Origin of the sequence: Sodalis sp. RH15, from assembly GCF_047324255.1 — a bacterium.
Classification (GTDB): Bacteria; Pseudomonadota; Gammaproteobacteria; order Enterobacterales; family Enterobacteriaceae; genus Acerihabitans; species Acerihabitans ligni.
On record NZ_CP178738.1, the window covers coordinates 2,730,431 to 2,752,318 of the forward strand.

Below are 21,888 nucleotides of genomic sequence, written 5' to 3' on the forward strand. Positions count from 1 at the left end.
GTCCGGTTCAACGGCGCCGGTTTTTAAGGTCCGGCTACCGCCAAATCGCCTTTAGAAACGCTGTTTACAAGAACCCGTAAGCCCATGCCAGCACCCAGCCCAGAACGCTGGAAACCCCGACGCCGATCAGGCCGACCATGATAAAACTATGGTTGATAACAAAACGCCCGATGTGCGTGGTGCCGGAGCGGTCGAACTGGATAGCCGCCAGATCGCTGGGGTAGGTGGGCAATATGTAATAACCGTAGCAGGCCGGGGCCGAGGCCACGATATAGGCCGGGTCGACGCCGATGGCCAGCGCCACCGGTACGATGGCCGCCAGGGCCGCCGCCTGGGAATTGACGAACTTGGACACCACCAGCAGCGCCAGGGCATAGGCCCAGGGATGGACCTTGATGATGGCGCCGAGGCTGGCTTCGATTTCCTTGAGGTGCGCGCCGAAGATGGTTTCCGCCATCCAGGCGATGCCGTATACCGCCACGATGGCAATCATGCCGGAACGGAATACCTCATTCTTGGAAATTTCCGCCGGATTGGTTTTGGTGATTATCACTATCAGTGCGCCGGAGAACAGCATGCACATCTGGATCACCAGCACCATGGATAGCGGCTGGCCATGGAATACCGGCCGCAATATCGTTACCGCCCCCAATATCGCCACCACGGCGATGGTGGCCAGGAAAATCCACATGGCAATCCAGTTGCGGCGTGGCAGTTTACGATCCAGCAGCGTGGCGGTATCGCCATAGACATACTTGTGATTTTCCGGGACCGAAATGAATTTTTGAAACTCTTCATCGTCGTCCAGATCCTTGCCGCGAAACCAGCTGAAAATGCCGATGGCCAGGATACCGCACAGGGTGGAGGGAATGGTGATGGCCAGCAGGTCGAGGAAATCCAGATGCTTGCCGTTAAAGGTGACATTGCCCAGCATGGCCACCAGCGAGACCACCGCCACGGACACCGGACTGGCGATAATGCCCATTTGCGCGCCGATGGAGCTGGCGGCCATGGGCCGTTCCGGCCGGATGTTATTTTTGATGGCCACATCATAGATAATCGGCAAAATGGTATACACCACATGGCCGGTACCGCAGAGGATGGTCAATATGCAGGTGACGAACGGCGCGACAATAGAGACATATTTTGGGTTGCGCCGGAGCATCCGTTCGGCAATTTGCAGCATGACGTCTAAGCCGCCGGATGCTTGCAAGGTTGCGGAGGCCGCCACCACGGCGATAATCACCAGCATGACGTCTACCGGGGGTTTCCCCGGTTCGAGATGGAATACAAACACCAGGATGACAAGGCCTATGCCACCCAGCAAACCCAGCGCAATGCCGCCCTTCCTCGCGCCATATAACAGGCAGACCAGGATTACCACCAGTTGAATGAAAAAATCCATAGGTTCCTCTGAAATAAATTGACATGACTTAAAGCGCTAATATCGTCCTGATAAAAGGGACAAATATTGCGTGAAATCTAAGAAACCCTTCATTTCGTAAGAATTTTATCATTGCGAGAGTTGCGTCACATTCGTTCGGGAAATTTTGGAGGCGAAATCAGAAAAAAACGGGAAATGCAAATAAAAATTTTGGAAAATACGTATGAAGTATTATGTAAACCAGGCGTTATAAGTGAGCCCTATTATCAGCGACCAATATCAGCTGAATGGCCGCAGGTCATTTCGCGATAAATTGCATCTTCTCTCTTGAGATGAATAACCAGCAGATCGTTGTCCATTCCCGTGGTCTCGCTTTCCAGATAGGATTCCTGGGCTATTCTCAAGGCATTTCTCTGGTTGACGATTTTATGAGAAAGATCTTTATCCAAACCTTGATCGGTTAATTCCTTCATGGCGGAATAATAATGAAAATTGTTAATATCTTCCGGAGCACGAACGGCGTTATAAGCCAGGCTATAGGCGAAATTATATTTGAATACCGCCAGGAATCGTTGGATGTTTTTCAGGCTGATATTTTGATATGTCAAATCACACTGACTCAGGGTACAGCGAGCCGAGTGATAAAAGCTCATAAGACCGTCATAGATTTCACAACACAGACCGTAATCTTCCCAGTCCAGAGGATTTTCGATGATGCTTTTAAGCAAAAATTTTATTTTCAATTCCTGTAATGTCTTATGGTAGCCTTCCAGGAATACAATATAACCAGGATGTTTTACCCAGGGTTCTACTTTTTTCAGCATCGATTCCGTGATGTTATGCAGGCCAAGGGCGTGGCAGTATTGCTCCAGTTTGATGGCGGACGGCTCGGTATTAGACGGATATTGAACCGTTATTCTGTTTATACAATCCAGCTCCCGGCACAAAACCTGTACTTTTTTATGTAAATCCAAAGGTAGTTTAATAATTTCGTTATTACATTTTTTTATGGGAAAATCCATTGAAAAACCTTTCCGTACATACATAAATCATTCCCTGAAAAAATGAAATTTCAGCATCTTATATTGCACAAATAGCCAGGCTGTCAACCAAGCGGCGTTATTCATCTGCAGCAAAATATTATTGCATGGCGCGATTTCTCAAGATAATAAGCGAAGCGTACGATGGCTCTGGGAAGGCTTTGTGGATACTTTTTTGGACACCGGCCTGACGTCCGGGTTTCGCCCGCTGCGGCCTACCGGGGGCAACGCGCCAAAGAGTTATTGCCTAAAGGAGACGGAGTGGGGTATTGACAAGGGTAATGTTAGGTAGTTTATTAATGGTATGTCAACTATTTGGTTGGAACTCTTCTCTTTATGTCTTCGTCGTCGCATTCATTATCTCCGCAGTCGCCGCAACGCCGTTTTGCCAGTCTTGTCTCCCAAACCGCACGTCAATGGCGGCGGGTGATCGATCGTAAATTGCAGCCTTATGGGCTGACAGAGGCAACCTGGGTGCCTCTTTTGTACCTTGCCCGGATGGAAAAACCGATTCTGCAGAAAGATTTGGCGGAAGCGATTTACCTTGATGCCTCCTCGGTGGTCCGGCTGTTGGATAATTTGCAGCGTCTTGGTTTTATTGAACGCCGCGAAGGACTTGATCGCCGAGCCAAGGAAATTCATCTGACGCCCCGCGGGCTTGAACGAGTCATACAGGTGGAGGGAACGGCCCTTCAGGTACGCAATCAGGTTCTGTCGGGAGTTAAGGATGAGGAACTGGACGTGATGAGCGGGATGCTGGAGCAGGTCCTGGCCAGTCTGGCGCTGGTTGATAAGGAGCCGTCATGAGCGCTGAAGCCAAAACGAATCGCGCATTGTCCCTGAACAACTTTAATCAGTTCAGCCGGCGAAAGAAAATGATGCTGCTGGCGGGGCTGGTTGTTTTTATCCTGCTGCTGGTGTGGTTTATCCACTGGCTAAGCTGGCGGTTCGGCCATGTCACGGAAAACGACGCCCAGGTCAGGGGCGAGGTGGTTACTCTGGCCAGCCGGGTGGACGGTTGGCTGGTGGCCCGTCCGGTCATAGACGGCGATCGGATTAAAAAAGGCCAGGTCCTGGCGCAAATAGACGATCGCGACGCCCGTCTGCGTTTGGCGGAGGTGGAGGGCAATCTGGCTTCCGCCAATGCGCAAATTCTGTATACCCAGGCACAGCGGCAAACCACCGATCAGACCACCCAGGCGGAATTGGATCAAGCCAAGGCCCAGCTGACGGTGGCGGAAACGACGTTATCCGACGCCGGGCATCAGCTGACCCTGGCCCAGGCCAATTTCAAGCGCAACGATAGCCTGGTGAAAGGCGGCTCGGTTGCGCAAGAAACGTGGGATGAGAGCCACACGACGCTGTTGCAGCGGCAGGATCAGCAGCGGCAGGACGAGGCGCAGCTGCTTGCCCAGCGGGCGGCGGTATCGAATGCCTTGGCGCAGCGCGGACAGTTGCAGGTGCTGGATCGGCAAATCGATATGCAGCGCAAGCAACTGGTGGCGCTGCAGGCCCAGGCGGATCAGCTGAAGCAGGAAATCAGCGATCGCCAGCTTCGCTCGCCGGTGGACGGGGTAGTGGATCGTACCCTGGCGGACCAGGGGGATTATGTACAGACCGGGCAGTGGGTCATGATGGTGCATGACCCGAAAAATGTCTGGGTGGAAGCCAATGTCAAGGAGACCGACCTGGAGCATATCGCGGTGGGGCAAGGGGTGGATGTGACGGTGGATGCGTATCCCGGCCTGGTGAGCCACGGTCATGTGATTCGGGTCGGCAATACCGCCACCAATCAGTTTGCCTTGCTGCCCAGTCCGAACCCGTCCGGCAACTTTACCAAAATCACGCAGCGGGTGCCGGTGCGTATCGCCCTGGATAACGTGGACGGGCGCATCAAACCCGGTTTGATGGTTGAGGTGGCGATCGATGTCGCCCATTGAAGCGCAGATTGCGCGATTCGGTCCCTCTTATCGCTGGCTAGCGACGGGCACGGTAATGCTGGGAACCATCGCCACTACCGCCACCGCCACCATTGTTAATATCGCCATGCGCGATATCGCCGGCGCCTTCGGCCTGGGGCAGGATCAGGTGCAGTGGCTCTCCACGGCGTTTCTGGCCTCTATGACCGCCACCATGCTGATTACCGCCTGGGCGCTGGACCGGTTCGGCTATCGCCGCGCTTTTGTCGGCGCATTGTCGCTGTTTATTGCCGGCAGCCTGCTGGGGTTTGTCAGCAACAGCGGCGCGGAGGTGATCCTGGCCCGCATTCTGCAAGGCAGCGCGTCGGGGATTATCCAGCCGATGGCCATGGTGGTCCTGTCGCAAGTCTTCCCTCCTGCCCAGCGGGGCAAGGCGATGGGGATTTATGGAGTCGGCGTGGTGCTGGCGCCGGCGCTGGGGCCGACGGTGGGCGGCATTATGGTGGATCAGTACGACTGGCGTTTTGTGTTCCTGGTGGTGGTGCCGTTTTGCGTCGCCGGCATGGCGGCCTCGATGTTTATCCTGCCGGATATTGACCGTAACGCCTCCGCTCCCCGTCGCAGGTTTGACGGGATAGGATTTTTGCTGCTGGTGTGCGCCTTGACCACCATGTTGACCGGCTTGTCCAACGGCCAGCGGGAAGGGTGGAATTCATTTTTTATCATCGGGATGTTTGTGGCCGCGGTAGTCAGCGCCGCCGGCTTTATCATTTGGGAATTGGTGGCGCCCCAGCCGTTGCTCAGCCTCAGGGTATTCACCAATATGCGTTTTTCCGCCGGCTGCGTGGTGGCGTTTGCGCTGGGGGCCGGGATTTACGGTTCAACCTATATCGTGCCGCTGTTCGTGCAAAGCATACAGGGTTATACCCCCACCCGTTCCGGATTGTTATTGATGCCGTCCGGGCTGATGCTGGGGGTGCTGTTTCCCATAGCCGGCATGTTGAGCGATCGGCTGCCGCCCCATATTCCGGTGATAGCGGGCTTGGCGATTTTCGCGCTGTCGTGCTGGTTATCCGGCGGCGCGGACGTGGATACGCCGTTCTGGACGATGGCCGGCTGGGTGGTGCTGGGCCGCGTCGGGTTGGGGGTTATCATGCCGGCCCTGAATGCCGGCGGGCTGCGGGCCCTGCCGGCGGATAAGTTGGCGCAGGGGTCCGGCAGCCTGAACTTTGTCCGGCAATTGGGCGGAGCGTTCGGGGTGAATCTGCTGTCGGTGGTTATCGACCGGCGCTCCAGCTTTCACGGCGATGCCCTGGCGCAGGCCATGACCGCGTCCAATGCCGCCGCCGCAGAATCCATCAACCGGCTGGCAATCATCGTGGGCCATTGGGGCAATCCGTTCGGCAGCCGTTTGCCGCAGGGGGTTGACCCCAGTTCAATGGCGTACCTGGAAAGCATGCTGGTGCCGAAAGCGCAGCTCTTCGCCTATCAGGACGGCTTTTTTGTCGTGGCGATCTTTTTCTTTCTGGCCATCATCCCGGCCTGGTTTATGCGCGGTAAACCCCGCAGCACCGTTGCCGCCAAATCCATTGCCGCCGCCGGAGCCCCCAAGCCCTAGGGCTTGAGCTTGCCGGCAGTCTGTCCCGCCTTATGGACTCCGGGTATGTTTGTCAGCAGTCTGAAGCGGTTTGGCAACCGCTTAATCCGATAGGGTTCTTGAATTATATAGACGATCGGTCTATATTAACGGCATGAACACCATGACCCCAATAAAACGGCGTGGCCGCCCGCCGAAAATCCCGCGGGATAATCCCGATACCCGGGCTGCGTTGATTCGCAGCGGAACCGCCATCCTCACCGAGCAGGGCTTTAGCGCGTCGGGTATCGACGGCATCTTGAAACAGGTGGGCGTGCCCAAGGGGTCGTTTTATTACTATTTCGACAGTAAGGAAACTTTCGGCAGGGAGATCATCGACTATTACGGGCGCTATTTTGCCCGCAAGCTGGATCGCTGTCTGCTGGATGAGGCCCTTGCCCCGCTGGAACGCATCCGGGCCTTTGTGCAGGACGCCGCCGCAGGAATGGCCAAATATGATTTCAAACGGGGTTGCCTGGTGGGTAATCTCGGCCAGGAAATCAACGTCCTGCCTGAGGATTATCGCCGGCAGCTGAGCGATATTCTCCTGGATTGGCAACAAAGGATAGCCGGCTGCCTGCGCCTGGCGCGGGATAGCGGGCAACTGGCGCCGTCGGCGGACTGCGAGGGATTGGCGGAATTTTTCTGGATCGGCTGGGAAGGGGCGGTAATGCGCGCCCGGCTGGCGAAAAGCCCGCAGCCGCTGGAGCGTTTTGCCCAAGGTTTTTTTGCCGGTCTGCCTGGATAATCCCAAATCCGGCGGGCATGGACATTCGATCTACTTCATGAGGAATCAGTATGTTTAACGGAATTTTGATTGAGAAAGACGAGCAGGGCTATCGTGCCCGTCTGGCATCGCTGGCAAAGACACAGCTGCCGGCGGGGGACGTCCTGGTCAGCGTGAGCTATTCCACGCTTAACTATAAAGACGCCCTGGCCATTACCGGCAAAGGCCCGGTGGTGCGTTCGTTTCCCATGGTGCCGGGAGTGGATTTGGCGGGCAGGGTGGAGGAAAGCAGCCATCCCGCGTTCAAGGTCGGCGATGAAGTATTGCTTAACGGCTGGGGCGTGGGAGAGAAACAGTGGGGCGGTCTGGCGCAGAAAGCGCGGCTTAACGGCGACTGGCTGATTCCGCTGCCGGCGGGATTGACGCCCTGGCAGACCATGGCGGTGGGCACGGCGGGTTATACCGCGATGCTGGCGATCATGGCGCTGGAAAAAAACGGCGTCACCCCGGACAGCGGTAAGGTGCTGGTCACCGGCGCCAATGGCGGCGTGGGGCATTTCGCCATCGCATTTTTGTCACGGCTGGGTTACCGGGTGGTGGCGTCCACCGGCCGGCCGGAAGAAACGGCGCATCTGCAGCAGTTGGGCGCGGCGGAGGTTATCAATCGGACGGTGCTTTCCGCGCCGGGGCGTCCCTTGGGTAAAGAACAATGGGCGGCGGCCATTGACAGCGTCGGCAGCCATACCCTGGCCAATGTTTGCGCCGGTTTGCAATACCAGGGCACCGTGGCCGCCTGCGGTCTGGCGCAGGGCATGGATTTGCCGGCCTCGGTGGCGCCGTTTATCCTGCGCGGCGTAACCTTGGCGGGGGTGGACAGCGTGATGCGTCCCAGGGCGGACCGTGTTGCCGCCTGGCAGCGTTTGGCCTCGTTGGCGGATGAAGCGCTGCTGCAGAGCATCAGCCGGGAGATCCCGCTGGGGCAGGTTATCGAAACCGCAAACGATCTGATGGCGGGTAAAGTCCGCGGCCGGGTGGTGGTGGACGTGAATCGCTGATCCCGCCGGTTCGCCGCCAATGCACTGTTTTTGCGCCAATGCGCCATGATGGTGCAATCCGGCCGCCGGCGCCGGCGCTTTAGCGGCGGGGAACGCGGCTTGCAAGATTGGCATGATTATTTCATGACATAGGCTAGCCAAGCCCGGCCGTCGCCGATAAGCCTTGATGACATAATTTACAGGTAACGAAGCCTGATCTTCCCGTAAGGGGCGATCGGGTTTTTTTTTGGAGAAAGGGAAATGCGCCGGAGTATTGATATCGGGATATTGTTATCCACCGACGGTACCTACCGCCACATGGCGGCCGGCGCCCTGGCGGGAACGCAGGATGCCCTGGCGGAAATCAACCAGGACGCCGGGTACGATTTCCTGCTGCGGGCGCGGCATATCAATCCCCAGGCGCGGCTGGCGGACTACAGCGCCGGGGTGGCGCAGCTGATTGGGGCAGGGGTGCGGCATATTTTCGGCACCATTACCTCCGCCAGCCGCAAAGAGATTATCCCGGACCTGGAACAGCATAACGCGCTGTTATGGTACGGCTCCCCCTATGAAGGCTTTGAAAGCAGCGAGCAGGTGATTTATCTCGGCGGCTGCCCCAATCAGACGTTGGTGCCGTTGCTGCGGCTGGCCCTGGAAAATTTCGGCACCCGGGCGTTTTTAATCGGTTCCAATTACGTGTGGGGCTGGGAGAGCAATCGTATCGCCCGTGAAGTGGTGACGGCGGTTAACGGCGAGATTACCGGCGAAAAATTCCTTCATCTCGGGCATACCGGGGTGGACGAGGTGGTGCATTCGCTGCTGGCCGGCGCGCCGTCATTTGTACTGAATAACCTGGTGGGGGAATCCTCCTACGCCTTTTTGCGCCGTCTGGACGATATCTGCGCCCGGCGGCATCTCTCCCTGCCGGTGCTCAGCTGCAACCTGACCGAGGCGGAGTTGAGCCAGCTCGGGGAAATCAGAGCCTTGCGGCTGTTTTCATGCGGGCCGTTCTTCGAAACGGCGGACCCGTTATTCTGCGCGCGCCAGCGGCGGCGCCACGGCCCGGGCCATTATTCCCATTATTATACCGGCGCCTATTTGGCGGTGCTGCTGTTTGCCCGGGCGCTGCAACGGACCGACAGCCTTGATCCGCAAGGGATTTGCGAGGCGCTGTATGATAGTGACAACGTCACCTTCATGGGGCCGATGAAAATTTCACGCCGCAACAATCATACCTATCTGCCTTGTCATATCACTGAGTTACGGCACGGAGTGCTGGAACTGATCCACAGCGAGGAGCACTGTCTGGCGCCGGATCCCTACCTGACCTTGACCGATCTGCGACAGCCTATTTCCGAGCGCCTGAAGGGCGCGGGCAGACCCATGAGGATAGTGAAATGAACCTGACATCACCGGAATTTGAAGCCCGCCCGCTGTTGTTGGTGGATTGCGAAGCCCGAACCCTGGCGGCGTTGGAAAAAAGCCTGCCGCGCATGGGCGTGCGCTGGCTGACGGCGGCGCTGGACGGCCCGCCGCCGGAAGAGCCGCTGTGCGCGGCGCTGGTGGAGCTGGAGCATTTTGCCAGTCCGCGGCTGCTGGCAAGTCTGAATCAGGCGGGTCTGCCCATCGTGGCCCTGACCTCCCACGAAGCGCTGTCGCAAATCCAGCGGGCCATTGATCTGGGGGCCACCGCGCTGCTGCCAAAGCCCATCAACCAGCGGGCGATTTATACCACGTTGATGATGGCGGTGGGTCTGCGCCAGCAGTTGAACGAGGATAGCCGGAACCTGTCTTTGGCCCATCGTCGGCTGGATTTTAACGCTGAACTGGCTCAAACCCTGGCCGCGCTGATGGTGGAGCGGGATCTGGACGAACGGCAGGCCTACGCCTGGCTGCGGGGGGAATCCATGCGCACCAACCGGCGTATTGAGGATATCTGTCGCCAGCGGTTGGGACAAGCGGCCCTCAAGCGGCGCGGAGAACGGGGATGAGTTCGCCCCGCGGTTTCTGGCGGCGGCCGGCGGTCTGGCTGTCGGTGGGATATATCGCCGTGGTGGTGCTGGCGGCGCTGCTGGCGCCCTGGTGCGCGCCATTCGATCCCAATGAACAGTTTACCGAAGGGCTAAGCGTGGAAGGCGCGCCGCTGAGTCCGGGGAGCCATTTCTGGCTGGGTACGGATTTGCTCGGCCGCGACCTGCTGTCCCGCCTGATTTACGGTGCCCGCACATCATTACTGGTGGGGGTGGCGGCCAACGGCCTGGCGGTGGTTATCGGCACGCTGGTGGGGCTGTGCGCCGGCTATCTCCAAGGCAGGCTCGGCGGGCTGCTGATGCGGTTTACCGACCTGATGATGGCGTTTCCGGCCTTATTGCTGGCCATTACCCTGGCGGCGATTTTCCAGCCCAGCGTCTGGATCGTGGCCATGGTGATAGCCATGGTGAACTGGGTGCAAATCGCCCGGGTGATTTATGCCGAAACCAACACTCTCGGCGCGCGGGATTTCGTGGCGGTGGAAAAAACCCTGGGGGCCGGGCCGCTGCGGATCCTCGCCGTGCACCTGCTGCCGCATCTGGTGCCCACCATTCTGGTCTGGTCGACCCTGGGTATCTCCACCACCGTATTGCTTGAGGCCACCCTGTCGTTCCTCGGCGTCGGCGTACAGCCCCCCACCGCCAGCTGGGGCAATATCATTTTCGAAAGCCAGACCTATTTCACTTCCGCCCCTTGGCTGGTGTTTTTCCCGGGGGCGGCCATTGTGCTGCTCTCCCTCTCATTCAATCTGCTCGGCGACGCCATGCGCGACGCTCTGGATCCTACTTTGAAAGGACGTTCATGATGCTGCTGTTCCTGAGCCGCCGACTCGGCCATGCCCTGCTGATTTTATTGGGGGTGACGCTTATCAGCTATCTGCTGCTGTTTATGCTGCCCGCCGATCCCGCCCGGCAAATCGCCGGGCGCAGCGCTACGCCGGAAGTGGTGGCCAGCATCCGCCATCAGCTGGGTTTGGATTTGCCTTTTTACCGGCAGTACCTGCATTACCTGTTCGATTTGCTGCACGGCAATCTGGGCCGCTCGTTTATACAGCGCAGCCAGGTCAGCGAACTGATCTCCTCCCGCATCGGCCCGTCGCTGCAGCTGATGGCGGCGGGTATCGGCTGTGAACTGGCGATAGGCATTACCCTCGGTACCCTGGCGGCGCTGCGGCGGGATGGCCTGGCGGACAAAATATTGATGGCGCTGTCGTTTATCGGCGTCTCGGCGCCGCAGTTTATCGCCGCCATGCTGTTTCTTTATCTTTTTGCCGCCGTGCTCAACTGGTTTCCCATGGGGGGGTACGGCGGTTTCAGCCATATCGCCCTGCCGGCGCTGACCCTGGGCATTCTGGGCAGCGGCTGGTACTCGCGCATGCTGCGCTCATCGATGATTGATGTGCTGCATCAGGATTTTATCCGCACCGCCCGGGCCAAGGGTCTGAGCCGGGCGCGGGTGGTGTGCCGACATGTGCTGCCGAACGCCATATTGCCGCTGATCCCGATGATCGGCATTGATATCGGCATCTTTCTCGGCGGGCTGGTGGTGGTGGAGTCGGTGTTCGGCTGGCCCGGTATCGGCCAACTGGCCTGGCAGGCCATTCAGCAGGTGGATATTCCGGTCATTGTGGGCGTTACCACCGTATCGGCGGTGGCGATTGTGTTGGGCAATTTGCTGGCGGATCTGATTTTGCCATGGGTCGATCCTCGCATCGACGTGAAAAAACAACGGTAACAGGAGCAAGGAAATGAGAAAAAGTTTACTTATGCTGGCCCTGGCGGGAGTGCTGTATGCGGGCGCCGGCCAGGCGGATGAACCGAAAGACGGCGGCGATGCGGTGGTGACCTACCAAAGCGATATCGCCACCCTGGATCCGGCCATCGGCTATGACTGGCAGAACTGGTCGATGATCAAAAGCCTGTTCAGCCGCCTGATGGATTACAAGCCCGGCACCACGGATCTGCAAAAGGATCTGGCGCAGGATTACAGCATCTCCGACGACGGCAAGGTCTATACCTTTACCCTGCGCAAGGACGTGACCTTCCATAACGGCCGCACGCTAAACGCCGACGATGTGAAGTACTCCCTGGAGCGGACGGTGAATCCGAAAACCCAAAGCCCCGGCGCCGGCTTTTTCAGCGCCATCGCCGGTTATGACGAGATGGCCGCCGGCAAAGCCGACCATTTGAGCGGTATTGAGGTAGTGAATCCCAATACGGTCAAGATAACCCTAAAAGAGCCCAACGCCACGTTCCTGCAGGTGATGGCGCTGAACTTCGCCTCCATCGTGCCGAAAGAAGCCGTGGATCAGTGGGGAGCGGATTTCGGCAAGCATCCGGTGGGCACCGGCGCCTTTGAGCTGAGCGAGTGGAAGCTTGGCCAGGAGCTGGTGTTCAAAAAGAATCCCCATTACTACCGGGCCGGTATCCCCCATCTGAACAGCATCCGTTTCGAAGTGGGGCAGGATCCATCGGTGGCGCTGCTGAGACTGGAAAAGGGCGAGGTGGATATTGCCGGCGACGGCGTGCCGCCGGCCCAGTTCCTGCAGTTCAAGCAGGACCCGAAATACAAAGGCATGCTGGTGACCGGCGATCAGTTGCAAACCGGCTATGTCACCATGAAGACCACCCTGCCGCCGTTTGATAATGTGAAGGTCCGGCAGGCGGTGAATATGGCCATCAACAAGGATCGCATCGTCAGGATCATCAACGGCCGCGCGGCGCCGGCCAACCAGCCGCTGCCTCCCGCCATGCCGGGATATGACAAAGACTATAAAGGCTATGCCTTTGACGTCGCCAAAGCGAAACAATTGCTGGATCAGGCCGGTTTTGCCAAAGGGTTCGATACCGAGCTTTACGTGATGAATACCGATCCGCAGCCGCGTATCGCCCAATCCATCCAGCAGGATCTGGCCAAGGTGGGTATCCGCGTGGCGATTAAATCCCTGGCCCAGGCCAACGTGATTGCCGCCGGCGGTTCGGCGGATCAGGCGCCGATGGTGTGGTCCGGCGGTATGGCCTGGATTGCCGATTTCCCGGACCCGTCCGACTTCTGGGGACCGATCCTCGGCTGTATGGGGGCGGTGGACGGCGGCTGGAACTGGTCGCGCTATTGCAATAAAACCCTGGATGCCGAAGCCGCCAAGGCCGACAGCCTAACCCAGCCCGATCAGCAGGAACAGCGCATTGCCCTGTGGCGCAAGATCTTTATCGAAGCCATGGCCGACGCGCCCTGGGCGCCTATTTTCAATGAAAAACGCTATACGGTGCATTCGGCGCGTATGGGCGGGGCGGACGCGCTGTATGTGGATCCGGTACACGTGCCGGTGAACTACGACGCCATCTGGATCAAATAACCGCCGCCACCGGCCTTGCATAGGCTAAGGCCGGCGGGCCATACCCGTCATAGTTCGAGTTGCCGGCGTTGGCTGCGCTCGCTTACCCCGGTCGCTTAGCTAGCTGGGCTCCAGGGGATGCGCGGGCTTGCCGCCTTCTGGTAACAAGGATTACCTAGGGTCTAAGGAGATGAGCATGTGTCAGAATTGCCTGGTAAAAACAATCCATCATGCCCAGCATCATTTCGGCTGGGACAATAGCCTGGCCCCGGCGGCCAGAGTGGCGCCGGGCACGACGCTGGAATTCCACTGCCTGGATTCCGGCAACGGCCACTTTTCCCCCGGTTCCACGGCGGCGGCGGTGGGCAGCCTGCCGTTTGATAAAATCAATCCGGTGAACGGTCCGGTGTATGTGGAAGGAGCGCAGCCGGGGGATGTCTTGAAAATCACCCTGGATGAGTTCAGGCCCGGCGGCTTTGGCTGGACCGCCGTCATCCCCGGCTTCGGCCTGCTGGCGGAGGAGTTCACCGCGCCGGCGCTGGCCCTGTGGCAGTACGACCGGCACTCTATGGCGCCCTGCGCCTTCGGCGAGTACGGCAAGGTGCCGTTAAAACCCTTCGCCGGCACCATTGGCGTGGCGCCCGGCGCGCCGGGCCTGCATTCGGTGGTGCCGCCGCGCCGGGTCGGGGGCAATCTGGATATCCGCGATCTCACCGCCGGCTGTATCCTCTACCTGCCGGTGGAAACGGCCGGGGCGCTGTTTTCCATCGGCGATACCCATGCCGCCCAGGGTGACGGCGAGGTGTGCGGCACCGCCATTGAGAGCGCCATGGACGTGGTGTTGACTCTTGATCTTATAAAAAACACGCCGCTGCCGGCGCCGCGGTTCAGTACCCCCGGTCCGGTTACCCGTCATCTGGACGGTGGCGGCTACGAGGTGTTTACCGGCGTCGGCGGCGATTTGATGACCGCCGCCCGGGACGCGCTGCGTTATACCATTGACTGGTTGTGCCGCGAGCACGGCATGCGGGCCGAAGACGCCTATATGCTCTGTTCGGTGTGCGGCGATTTGCGCATCAGCGAGATAGTGGATGCGCCGAACTGGGTGGTTTCGTTCTATTTTCCGAAAACGGTATTACAGTGAGGGCGGACGATGTTAGCAGCCAATGACCGGCCGGTGCTGTCCGTGGAGCGATTGTCTATTGAATTCGGCAGCCGGCGGGTAGTGGATGATGTGAGTTTTTCCCTGCTGCCCGGTAAAACGCTCTGTATCGCCGGCGAGTCGGGCAGTGGAAAGTCACTGACGTCGCTGGCTATCATGGGACTTTTGCCGGAGGACGCGTCTGTTCCCGGCGGCGCCATCCTGTTTGGCAACGATGATTTGCTGAGCCTGGGCGAACGCCGGATGCAACAGCTGCGCGGCAAGCGCATCGGCATGATCTTCCAGGAGCCTATGACCTCGCTGAACCCGCTGATGACCGTGGCGCAGCAGTTGGAAGAAACCCTGCGGCGCCATGAGCATCTCGGGCGTGGGGATGTACGCCGGCGGATACTGGCCATGCTGGACGCGGTGAAATTGCCCCAGGTGGAAAAGCGGCTGGGGCAGTATCCCCATGAGCTGTCCGGGGGCATGCGCCAGCGGGTGATGATTGCCATGGCGATGCTGTGCCAGCCGGAAATCCTCATTGCCGACGAGCCCACCACGGCGCTGGATGTCACCATCCAGGCGCAGATTCTGCAGTTGATGCGCGAGCTGCAGCAGGATTTTTCCACCAGCCTGCTGCTCATCACCCATGATATGGGCGTCGTGGCTGAAATGGCGGACCAAGTGGTGGTGATGAATCAGGGACGGGTGGAAGAGCAGCTTTCCGCCCAAACGCTGTTCAGCGCGCCCCAGGCCGCCTACACCCGCAAACTGCTGGCGGCGGTGCCGGTGCTGGGCAGCGCGCCGCCGCTGGCGCCGGTGGCGCAAGAGAGACCGCTGTTATCCGTGCGGGACCTGACCGTGCGCTTTCCGGTGCGCGGTCAGGGGTTCGGGCAAAAGCGGCAGGTTTACGCGGTGGAAAATATCAGTTTTGATCTCTTTGCGGGAGAAACCCTCGGTATCGTCGGCGAAAGCGGCTGCGGCAAATCCACCACCGGCAAGGCGCTGCTGAACATGATCCCCTTTCGCGGCAGCGCCACCCTGGAGGGGCGGGAGCTGAACGGACTGCGGGGCGAGGACCTGCGGGCGGTGCGGCGGGATATACAGATGGTGTTCCAGGACCCGTACGCGGCGCTCAACCCGCGCAAGACCATTTTTGATTTGGTGGGGGAACCGCTGCTGATCCATGACGGTCTGGCGCATGCCCTCCGGGTGCAACGGGTGGCGGCGCTGCTGGAGCAGGTGGGGCTGTCCGCCGATGCCCTGGCCCGCTATCCTCACCAGTTTTCCGGCGGCCAGCGCCAGCGCATCTGCATTGCCCGCGCCCTGGCCCTCAATCCCAAGGTGATCATCGCTGATGAATCGGTCTCGGCGCTGGATGTTTCCGTGCAGGCCCAGGTGCTTGATTTGCTGGAATGGCTGCGGGGTGAGTTTCAACTGAGCTATGTCTTTATTTCCCATGATATGGCGGTGGTTGAACGCATTTGTCACCGGGTGGCGGTGATGTATTGCGGCCAGATCGTGGAAATCGGTCCGCGGGATTCGGTATTGCATCATCCCCGCCATCCCTATACCCGGCGCTTGCTGAGCGCGGTGCCCTCGCTGGATGTCAACCACAAACGGGATTTCCGCCCGCTGCTTGCTGAAATGGAGCGGCCGGACCCCATTAAACCCTTCGGCTATCAGATTCCGCCGCAGCGGTTCCAGGATTACGGCAACGGTCATCTGGCCGCCTGCTAGCTGGCTGCATTAATCATTAGTATTATTAATTTATTGTATTTCAACTCGCTGCGTTTTCATATCGAAAGCGCCGCTGCGCCTGTTTTTTCGCTTTTTCTTTCATCGACCCGCGCCGCCATAGTGTAAAAAAATTTATCTTTATTCGCGGCCCAGGATGATTTGAGCTATCCGTTATAAGAAGAGGAATGACCGCCTCATCACTGCAATAAAATCACCTGCCGGAGGAAATAATGAAAGCAGTCGTTTATAACGGTCCCCGCGATGTCGCCATCAAGGACATGCCGGACGCCCGAATCACCAAGCCTACCGATGCGCTGATTCGTATCACCACCACGAATATTTGCGGCTCGGATCTGCATATGTATGAAGGGCGCACCAGCTTTGAACGCGGCCGCATTTTCGGCCATGAAAATCTCGGCCAGGTCATTGAGGTGGGCGCGGGGGTGGAGCGGGTTAAGGCCGGCGACTATGTCTGCCTGCCGTTTAACATCGGTTGCGGTTTTTGTGAAAACTGCGAGCGCGGGCTGACCGGCTTTTGCCTGACGGCCAATCCCGGCACAGCGGGCGCCGCTTACGGTTTTGCCGAAATGGGGCCTTATGAAGGGGGCCAGGCGGAACTTTTGCGGGTACCGTTCGCCGATTTCAACTGTCTGATACTGCCGCCGGACGCGGTGGAAAAAGAGGATGACTATGTCATGCTGTCGGATATTTTCCCCACCGGCTGGCACGCCACCGAACTGGCGGGCCTGCGGCCCGGTGACAGCGTGGCGATATACGGCGCCGGTCCGGTTGGGCTGATGGCGGCCCACTCGGCGATGATCAAAGGGGCATCCCAGGTGTTTGTGGTGGATACCCATGACAGCCGGCTGGCACTGGCCGAAAAAATGGGCGCGACCCCGGTGAAGGCGGTGGGAGAGGCGGCGGTGGAGAAGATCCTTAATCTGACCGACGGACGCGGCACCGATTGCGGCTGTGAATGCGTCGGTTATCAATGCTGCGATAAACACGGCCATGAAGATAATTCCGACACCATGAACAGCCTGGTGGCATCCACCCGCGCCACCGGCGGCATCGGTGTGGTGGGGGTCTTCGTGCCGCAGGATCCGGGGGCGAAGACCGAGCTTGCCAAAGCAGGCAAGATGCCGTTTGATTTCGGCAGCTTCTGGTTCAAGGGGCAGCAGATCCGCACCGGGCAGGCCAACGTGAAGGCCTATAACCGGCAGCTGGCGAAACTTATCCATCAAGGCCGGGCCAAGCCGTCGCAGATTATCTCGCACCGCCTGCACCTGGCACAAGCCCCCGAGGCCTACGAACACTTTGATAACCGGGATCCCGGCTGGACCAAGGTGATTCTCAAGCCTTGACAGGAAAGCCGGCCTCCGGCCGTGAGTTCGTTAACAAAGCGCCCAATCGGGACAGGCTGCCGGATCGTAAACACGCCGTCAACGTGACATCATAACGTCAATTCAACGGTTATCAGGGGTTCGATCCGGGGCGGATTCAGGCCGCCGCCTGGGCATCGTTTATATTGTCCGGGAAATAGAGATGGAAGCAAATCTCGCCCGCCGGCGTGCAGCTGACGCCGGCGCTGCCCCGGTGCAGTTTCATGATGGCCTGCACAATGGACAATCCCAGGCCGCTGGCGTTACCGCTGCTGGTGCGCGCGTCGTCGGCGCGGTAAAACCGGTCGAACAGCTTGTCCATATGATCCGGCGGAATGGGCGGACCATGATTGATGACTTCAATCAGCCAGCCGTCGCCATCGCGACGGCCGCTGAGGATAATGTCGCTGTCGGCGTCGGCATAACGTATGGCATTGTCCACCAGATTGCTTAAGGCCCGGCGCAGCAGCATGGCATCCGCCTGGACCATGCCTTCCCCCCGGCAACGCAGCGCCAGGCCCCGTTCTTCCGCCAGTCCTTCAAAATAATCGGCAATCCGCTGCAGCTCGACTTCCAGCGGCAGCGGCACCGGCGAAATGGCGGACTGGGCTTCGCCGGCCCGCGCCAGGAACAGGATATTTTCCACCATGCGCGAAATGCGCTCCAGCTCTTCGCTGTTTCGGACCAGCACGCTTTCGTATTCCTGCGCCGAACGGCGCTGGTACAAGGCTACCTGGCAATGGCCCATCAGGGCGTTCACCGGCGTGCGGATTTCATGGGCCAAATCAGCGGAGAAGCGGCTCAGCCGCTGGTAGCCGTCCGCCAGCCGGTCCAGCATGGCGTTAAACGACCGGATCACCTGGTGCAGCTCCGCCGGCGCGCCCTGTTCGGACAGGCGGGTAGTGAGGGTGGCGGGATGGATGCCTTCAGCCTGGGCCGCCATGCGCCGCAGCGGCTTCAGTCCGTGGCGCATCACGCCGTAGCCCAGCAGGGCTATGAGTAAAAACGCCCCTATCACCGCCGCGATGATGCGATCGCGGTACTGCGCCAGCATGCGCGTCTCGTTTAGCATAATATGACCGGCGGTGATTTGGATGGGATCATGGCCGGCCAGACTGACCCAGGCCGTCACAAAGCGGATGGGAACGCCTTCCGGCGTGCTGGCGGCATGCACCGCACCGAGGGACACCGGAACGCCGTCCGCCACCGGCGCCACCGTCGGCAACCGGTAATGCCCCGGATTGACATTGATAAGCGGCGTCTGGCCCGGACGCTGGAATATCAGAATATCCCGTTCGTTGCCGAGCATATTCTCAAATAAATGCGGGTTATCGCTGAGTAGCGAAATGGGAAATGCATTGCCCAGCAGGCTGCGGAAATAGGCCACCCGGTTGGCGGTTTGCGCGGCGGCCTGATGGCGCATGGAACGGGCCATATCGCCGTACAGATACAATCCCACGCTGCTTATCACCAGGGCGGCCAGCACGGCGAACAGCAGGGCCGAACGGGCGGTAAGGGAGAGAGAAGGGAAACGCGGCATCATCATCAACGTACTTCGCAGACATAACCGATACCGCGCACGGTATGGATAAGTTTAACCTCGAAAGGGCGATCCATTTTGGCGCGCAGGCGCTTGACCGCCACATCCACCACATTGGTATCGCTGTCAAAATTCATGTCCCAGACCTGGGAGGCGATAAGGGTCCGCGACAGTACCTCTCCCTGGCGCCGCACCAGCAGCGACAACAGGGCGAACTCTTTGTTGGTCAGGATAATCGCGGTATCCAGACGGGTGACTTTGCGCCGCAGCATATCGATATGCAAGTCCGCCAGATGGAAATCGTTCTCCTCGCGAATGACGCCGCGGCGCAGCAGGGTGCGGATGCGCAGCACCAATTCGGTGAACGAAAAGGGCTTGATCAGATAATCGTCCGCCCCGAGCTCCAGGCCGTGAATCCGATCCTGCACCTGATCCCGGGCGGTAAGAAACAGCACCGGAACATCGCTTTTTTTACGGATTATGTCCATAAGCTGCCAGCCGTCCAATCCCGGCAGCATCACATCCAGTATGATGACATCGTAAATGTTCTCCAGGGCCAGAAACAGGCCGTCCGGACCGGTGCGGGCCAGATCGACGCTATAGCCGGCTTCCCCGAGGCCTTTTCGCAAATATTCACCAGTACTGAGATCATCTTCTACTATCAGTATACGCATCCAGATATGTCCTCCCGGCCACATTCCCAGTTTAACAGTTTGTTTGACGCCGGTTGATGACAATATTGTCATCGAACGGTCATCCGGCGGACCGGGTTGGTTTGCCAAGCTGACAGGGAAACAGGCCTCCGGGGCGAGAAGTACCGGATGCACAGATGACCGGCGCGGCATCGGCCGGACCGAATATTCAAAGGAGAATCACATGGCCAAACTCAGATTATTGACAGGACTACTGGCGGGAGCATTGACCTTAGGCAGCGTAGCGGTACAGGCGGCGGATGCGCCGGCCAAGCCCATGATGGCGATTCGCGGCACCATCACGCAAATCAGCGGCGATCAACTGCAGATAACCGATCGCCGGGGTCAGGAGCACACAGCCACCCTGAATGACAAAACCACCGTATCGGCGGTATCGCAAGGTAAGATAAGCGATATCAAACCCAACAGCTTTATCGGCACCGCCGCGGCGCCGCAGCCGGACGGTACGCTGAAAGCGCTGGAAGTGCATGTGTTCGACCCGTCGCTGCGGGGATCCGGTGAAGGCTTCCGGCCATGGCAGGGGGCCGACGGTAAAACCGGCACCATGACCAACGGCACCGTCGGCACCCTGGTGAATGCCAACGGCCACACCATGACGGTAAAATACCAGAACGGCGAGAAAAAGGTTATTGTGCCGGATGACGTGCCAGTTGTGACGTTGTCACCTGGTAATCGTTCGCAGCTGGTCCAGGGCGCGCACGTTATTTTGTGGCCGGCGCCGGGCAGCGCCACGCCAGTGGTGGCGGCTCGTATCGTTGCCGGCGTCAACGGCACCATACCGCCGATGTAACAGTGAAACGGCCGGGCGGCGGTGCTTTGCGCCGGTCTCCGGCCGGTTGTGCCGGGCTTAAGGAGAGTGCCTGTGAAAAGTGTTCCCACAGCGGTGAAAATCCCTATGCACCGGTTGCCGGTGCGTATTACCCATTGGCTGAACGTGCTGATTATGTGCGGCATGTTTATGAGCGGATGGGGTATTTATAACGCCTCGCCGATATTTCCCTTTACCTTTCCCGCCGCGCTGACCCTGGGAGGCTGGCTCGGCGGCTCCATTGCCTGGCATCTGGCGGTGATGTGGGCCCTGGCGGCCAACGGACTGCTCTACCTGTCATGGGGCTTGGCCAGCGGCCATTTCCGCCGGGATTTCCTGCCGGTGACGCCTGCCTCTCTGTGGCGGGATCTGCGGGCGGCCCTCATGTTCCGGCTTATCCACCGGCCCGGCGAATATAATGCCGTGCAAAAAGCATTTTATCTTTTTGTCCTGCTGTGCGGCCTGGTGCTGGTGCTGTCGGGACTGTCCATTTGGAAACCGGTGCAGCTGAGTTGGCTGGTGGCGGTGTTCGGCGGCTTCGACCGGGCGCGCTATGTCCATTTTTTCGCCATGAGCGCCATCGGCGTTTTTGTGGTGGTCCATCTGGCCATGGTGCTGATGGTGCCCAGCACTTTTTTGCCGATGATTACCGGTTACCTGCGCCGTAAACCACGGAAAACACGCAATGAACAACCCTAAAAAGAGCGGGCTGGTATTGGAGCCGGCCCAAAAGAAAGAGCTGTACCGATTGCAGCGCCGTTTGCTTCTGCGCTCCGGCCTGACCCTGGGGGCGCTGACGATGCTTACCGGCTGCAATATGCAGGACGGCGATGATGTGGATAAGGTGCTATGGGCCATGTCGCGCTGGAATGACCGGGTGCAGGCCTGGCTGTTCAGCGACCGGCGGCCGGCGCAAACCTATCGCCCCGACCAGATAACCACGCCTTTTCGCTTTAATGCTTTTTATCCCGAAGATAACGTGCCGGAGGTGGATATCGCCACCTGGCAATTGGACGTCTCCGGCCTGGTGACGGATAAGCGTCCCTGGACCATGCAAAAATTGCGGGCATTGCCGCAGCAAAGCCAGATTACCCGCCTGATTTGCATTGAAGGCTGGAGCGCTATCGGTCAATGGAGCGGTGTGCCGCTGCGCACCTTTTTACAGCATGTGGGGGCGGATATGCGGGCCGGTTTTGTCGGCTTCCGCTGTGCCGATCGTTATTACTCCAGCATCGACATGGCCACCGCGCTACATCCCCAAACCACGCTGGCGCTGGATTTTGTCGGCAAGGAGCTGCCGGATGAGTTTGGCTATCCGCTGCGATTACGCGTGCCCACCAAACTGGGTTTCAAAAATGCCAAGCATATCGTGGCGATTTCCGTCAGCAATACCAATCCCGGCGGCTACTGGGAGGATCAGGGGTATAACTGGTTTAGCGGGATATAACAGACAATA

General features: G+C 59.0%; 20 protein-coding genes. 16 read left to right on the top strand and 4 right to left on the bottom strand.

Features of this window, described 5'->3' with window-relative positions:
• Nucleotides 1–64 precede the first annotated feature (64 nt).
• Entirely contained in the window at nt 65–1,405 is a 1,341-nt protein-coding gene (locus ACL2XO_RS12615) for an anaerobic C4-dicarboxylate transporter (RefSeq protein WP_132922006.1), read from the bottom strand.
• Nucleotides 1,406–1,650: 245 nt separating this feature from the next.
• On the bottom strand, nt 1,651–2,406 hold the full coding sequence (locus ACL2XO_RS12620) for a hypothetical protein (RefSeq protein WP_413724174.1): 756 nt from the start codon (nt 2,404–2,406) through the stop codon (nt 1,651–1,653).
• A gap of 354 nt (nt 2,407–2,760) precedes the next feature.
• Between ACL2XO_RS12620 and ACL2XO_RS12625 the strand changes: the two genes are divergently transcribed.
• From ACL2XO_RS12625 to ACL2XO_RS12685, 13 genes are all read left to right on the top strand, one after another.
• The gene (locus ACL2XO_RS12625) at nt 2,761–3,231 is read left to right on the top strand and encodes a MarR family winged helix-turn-helix transcriptional regulator (protein WP_413724175.1); all 471 of its coding nucleotides are present in this window, start codon (nt 2,761–2,763) and stop codon (nt 3,229–3,231) included.
• Nucleotides 3,228–4,364: an HlyD family secretion protein gene (locus ACL2XO_RS12630; RefSeq protein ID WP_413724176.1), complete on the top strand. Its 1,137-nt coding sequence runs from the start codon at nt 3,228–3,230 to the stop codon at nt 4,362–4,364. Before ACL2XO_RS12625 ends, ACL2XO_RS12630 begins: the two co-directional genes overlap by 4 nt.
• Nucleotides 4,351–5,961, top strand: coding sequence for a DHA2 family efflux MFS transporter permease subunit (locus ACL2XO_RS12635; RefSeq protein ID WP_413742859.1), 1,611 nt, complete (start codon nt 4,351–4,353; stop codon nt 5,959–5,961). Before ACL2XO_RS12630 ends, ACL2XO_RS12635 begins: the two co-directional genes overlap by 14 nt.
• Before the next feature lie 142 nt (nt 5,962–6,103).
• On the top strand, nt 6,104–6,727 hold the full coding sequence (locus ACL2XO_RS12640; protein WP_413742860.1) for a TetR/AcrR family transcriptional regulator: 624 nt from the start codon (nt 6,104–6,106) through the stop codon (nt 6,725–6,727).
• A gap of 50 nt (nt 6,728–6,777) precedes the next feature.
• Nucleotides 6,778–7,761: an MDR family oxidoreductase gene (locus ACL2XO_RS12645; protein ID WP_413742861.1), complete on the top strand. Its 984-nt coding sequence runs from the start codon at nt 6,778–6,780 to the stop codon at nt 7,759–7,761.
• 240 nt (nt 7,762–8,001) lie between these two features.
• Nucleotides 8,002–9,141 carry a transporter substrate-binding protein gene (locus tag ACL2XO_RS12650; RefSeq protein WP_413724179.1) on the top strand — a complete coding sequence of 380 codons (1,140 nt, stop codon included), beginning with the start codon at nt 8,002–8,004 and terminating at the stop codon, nt 9,139–9,141.
• Nucleotides 9,138–9,731: an ANTAR domain-containing response regulator gene (locus tag ACL2XO_RS12655; RefSeq protein WP_132921998.1), complete on the top strand. Its 594-nt coding sequence runs from the start codon at nt 9,138–9,140 to the stop codon at nt 9,729–9,731. The genes ACL2XO_RS12650 and ACL2XO_RS12655 overlap by 4 nt, the downstream gene beginning before the upstream one ends.
• The gene (locus ACL2XO_RS12660; protein ID WP_413742862.1) at nt 9,728–10,576 is read left to right on the top strand and encodes an ABC transporter permease; all 849 of its coding nucleotides are present in this window, start codon (nt 9,728–9,730) and stop codon (nt 10,574–10,576) included. Before ACL2XO_RS12655 ends, ACL2XO_RS12660 begins: the two co-directional genes overlap by 4 nt.
• A 2-nt stretch (nt 10,577–10,578) precedes the next feature.
• Complete coding sequence (locus ACL2XO_RS12665) at nt 10,579–11,505, top strand: ABC transporter permease subunit (RefSeq protein WP_207918039.1); 927 nt, start codon at nt 10,579–10,581, stop codon at nt 11,503–11,505.
• Nucleotides 11,506–11,518: 13 nt separating this feature from the next.
• Complete coding sequence (locus tag ACL2XO_RS12670; protein ID WP_413742863.1) at nt 11,519–13,126, top strand: ABC transporter substrate-binding protein; 1,608 nt, start codon at nt 11,519–11,521, stop codon at nt 13,124–13,126.
• 175 nt (nt 13,127–13,301) lie between these two features.
• Complete coding sequence (locus ACL2XO_RS12675; protein ID WP_413724182.1) at nt 13,302–14,249, top strand: acetamidase/formamidase family protein; 948 nt, start codon at nt 13,302–13,304, stop codon at nt 14,247–14,249.
• 9 nt (nt 14,250–14,258) lie between these two features.
• Nucleotides 14,259–15,989 (top strand): ABC transporter ATP-binding protein, encoded by a 1,731-nt coding sequence (locus ACL2XO_RS12680; protein WP_413742864.1) that lies wholly within the window; start codon nt 14,259–14,261, stop codon nt 15,987–15,989.
• Nucleotides 15,990–16,219: 230 nt separating this feature from the next.
• Entirely contained in the window at nt 16,220–17,353 is a 1,134-nt protein-coding gene (locus ACL2XO_RS12685; protein ID WP_203521783.1) for a glutathione-independent formaldehyde dehydrogenase, read from the top strand.
• Nucleotides 17,354–17,489: 136 nt separating this feature from the next.
• Here the strand turns inward: ACL2XO_RS12685 and ACL2XO_RS12690 are convergent, their stop codons facing one another.
• The gene (locus ACL2XO_RS12690) at nt 17,490–18,917 is read right to left on the bottom strand and encodes a heavy metal sensor histidine kinase (RefSeq protein WP_413742865.1); all 1,428 of its coding nucleotides are present in this window, start codon (nt 18,915–18,917) and stop codon (nt 17,490–17,492) included.
• Nucleotides 18,917–19,585, bottom strand: a complete 669-nt coding sequence (locus ACL2XO_RS12695) for a heavy metal response regulator transcription factor (RefSeq protein ID WP_132921992.1) — start codon at nt 19,583–19,585, stop codon at nt 18,917–18,919. The genes ACL2XO_RS12690 and ACL2XO_RS12695 overlap by 1 nt, the downstream gene beginning before the upstream one ends.
• A gap of 202 nt (nt 19,586–19,787) precedes the next feature.
• Here ACL2XO_RS12695 and ACL2XO_RS12700 point away from each other — a divergent pair, with 202 nt between their 5' ends.
• The 3 genes from ACL2XO_RS12700 to ACL2XO_RS12710 all read left to right on the top strand — a co-directional run bounded on the left by ACL2XO_RS12700 (nt 19,788) and on the right by ACL2XO_RS12710 (nt 21,879).
• Nucleotides 19,788–20,414 (top strand): hypothetical protein, encoded by a 627-nt coding sequence (locus ACL2XO_RS12700; RefSeq protein WP_132921991.1) that lies wholly within the window; start codon nt 19,788–19,790, stop codon nt 20,412–20,414.
• Nucleotides 20,415–20,519: 105 nt separating this feature from the next.
• Nucleotides 20,520–21,131, top strand: coding sequence for a cytochrome b/b6 domain-containing protein (locus tag ACL2XO_RS12705; protein WP_413726926.1), 612 nt, complete (start codon nt 20,520–20,522; stop codon nt 21,129–21,131).
• Complete coding sequence (locus tag ACL2XO_RS12710) at nt 21,118–21,879, top strand: molybdopterin-dependent oxidoreductase (protein WP_132921990.1); 762 nt, start codon at nt 21,118–21,120, stop codon at nt 21,877–21,879. The genes ACL2XO_RS12705 and ACL2XO_RS12710 overlap by 14 nt, the downstream gene beginning before the upstream one ends.
• Nucleotides 21,880–21,888: the final 9 nt, after the last annotated feature.

Bases quoted from the DNA above. Each gene is read 5' to 3' on its own strand.
- ACL2XO_RS12615 (WP_132922006.1), bottom strand. From the start codon at position 1,405: ATGGATTTTTTCATTCAACTGGTGGTAATCCTGGTCTGCCTGTTATAT.
- ACL2XO_RS12620 (WP_413724174.1), bottom strand. From the start codon at position 2,406: ATGGATTTTCCCATAAAAAAATGTAATAACGAAATTATTAAACTACCT.
- ACL2XO_RS12625 (WP_413724175.1), top strand. From the start codon at position 2,761: ATGTCTTCGTCGTCGCATTCATTATCTCCGCAGTCGCCGCAACGCCGT.
- ACL2XO_RS12630 (WP_413724176.1), top strand. From the start codon at position 3,228: ATGAGCGCTGAAGCCAAAACGAATCGCGCATTGTCCCTGAACAACTTT.
- ACL2XO_RS12635 (WP_413742859.1), top strand. From the start codon at position 4,351: ATGTCGCCCATTGAAGCGCAGATTGCGCGATTCGGTCCCTCTTATCGC.
- ACL2XO_RS12640 (WP_413742860.1), top strand. From the start codon at position 6,104: ATGACCCCAATAAAACGGCGTGGCCGCCCGCCGAAAATCCCGCGGGAT.
- ACL2XO_RS12645 (WP_413742861.1), top strand. From the start codon at position 6,778: ATGTTTAACGGAATTTTGATTGAGAAAGACGAGCAGGGCTATCGTGCC.
- ACL2XO_RS12650 (WP_413724179.1), top strand. From the start codon at position 8,002: ATGCGCCGGAGTATTGATATCGGGATATTGTTATCCACCGACGGTACC.
- ACL2XO_RS12655 (WP_132921998.1), top strand. From the start codon at position 9,138: ATGAACCTGACATCACCGGAATTTGAAGCCCGCCCGCTGTTGTTGGTG.
- ACL2XO_RS12660 (WP_413742862.1), top strand. From the start codon at position 9,728: ATGAGTTCGCCCCGCGGTTTCTGGCGGCGGCCGGCGGTCTGGCTGTCG.
- ACL2XO_RS12670 (WP_413742863.1), top strand. From the start codon at position 11,519: ATGAGAAAAAGTTTACTTATGCTGGCCCTGGCGGGAGTGCTGTATGCG.
- ACL2XO_RS12675 (WP_413724182.1), top strand. From the start codon at position 13,302: ATGTGTCAGAATTGCCTGGTAAAAACAATCCATCATGCCCAGCATCAT.
- ACL2XO_RS12680 (WP_413742864.1), top strand. From the start codon at position 14,259: ATGTTAGCAGCCAATGACCGGCCGGTGCTGTCCGTGGAGCGATTGTCT.
- ACL2XO_RS12685 (WP_203521783.1), top strand. From the start codon at position 16,220: ATGAAAGCAGTCGTTTATAACGGTCCCCGCGATGTCGCCATCAAGGAC.
- ACL2XO_RS12690 (WP_413742865.1), bottom strand. From the start codon at position 18,917: ATGATGATGCCGCGTTTCCCTTCTCTCTCCCTTACCGCCCGTTCGGCC.
- ACL2XO_RS12695 (WP_132921992.1), bottom strand. From the start codon at position 19,585: ATGCGTATACTGATAGTAGAAGATGATCTCAGTACTGGTGAATATTTG.
- ACL2XO_RS12700 (WP_132921991.1), top strand. From the start codon at position 19,788: ATGGCCAAACTCAGATTATTGACAGGACTACTGGCGGGAGCATTGACC.
- ACL2XO_RS12705 (WP_413726926.1), top strand. From the start codon at position 20,520: ATGCACCGGTTGCCGGTGCGTATTACCCATTGGCTGAACGTGCTGATT.
- ACL2XO_RS12710 (WP_132921990.1), top strand. From the start codon at position 21,118: ATGAACAACCCTAAAAAGAGCGGGCTGGTATTGGAGCCGGCCCAAAAG.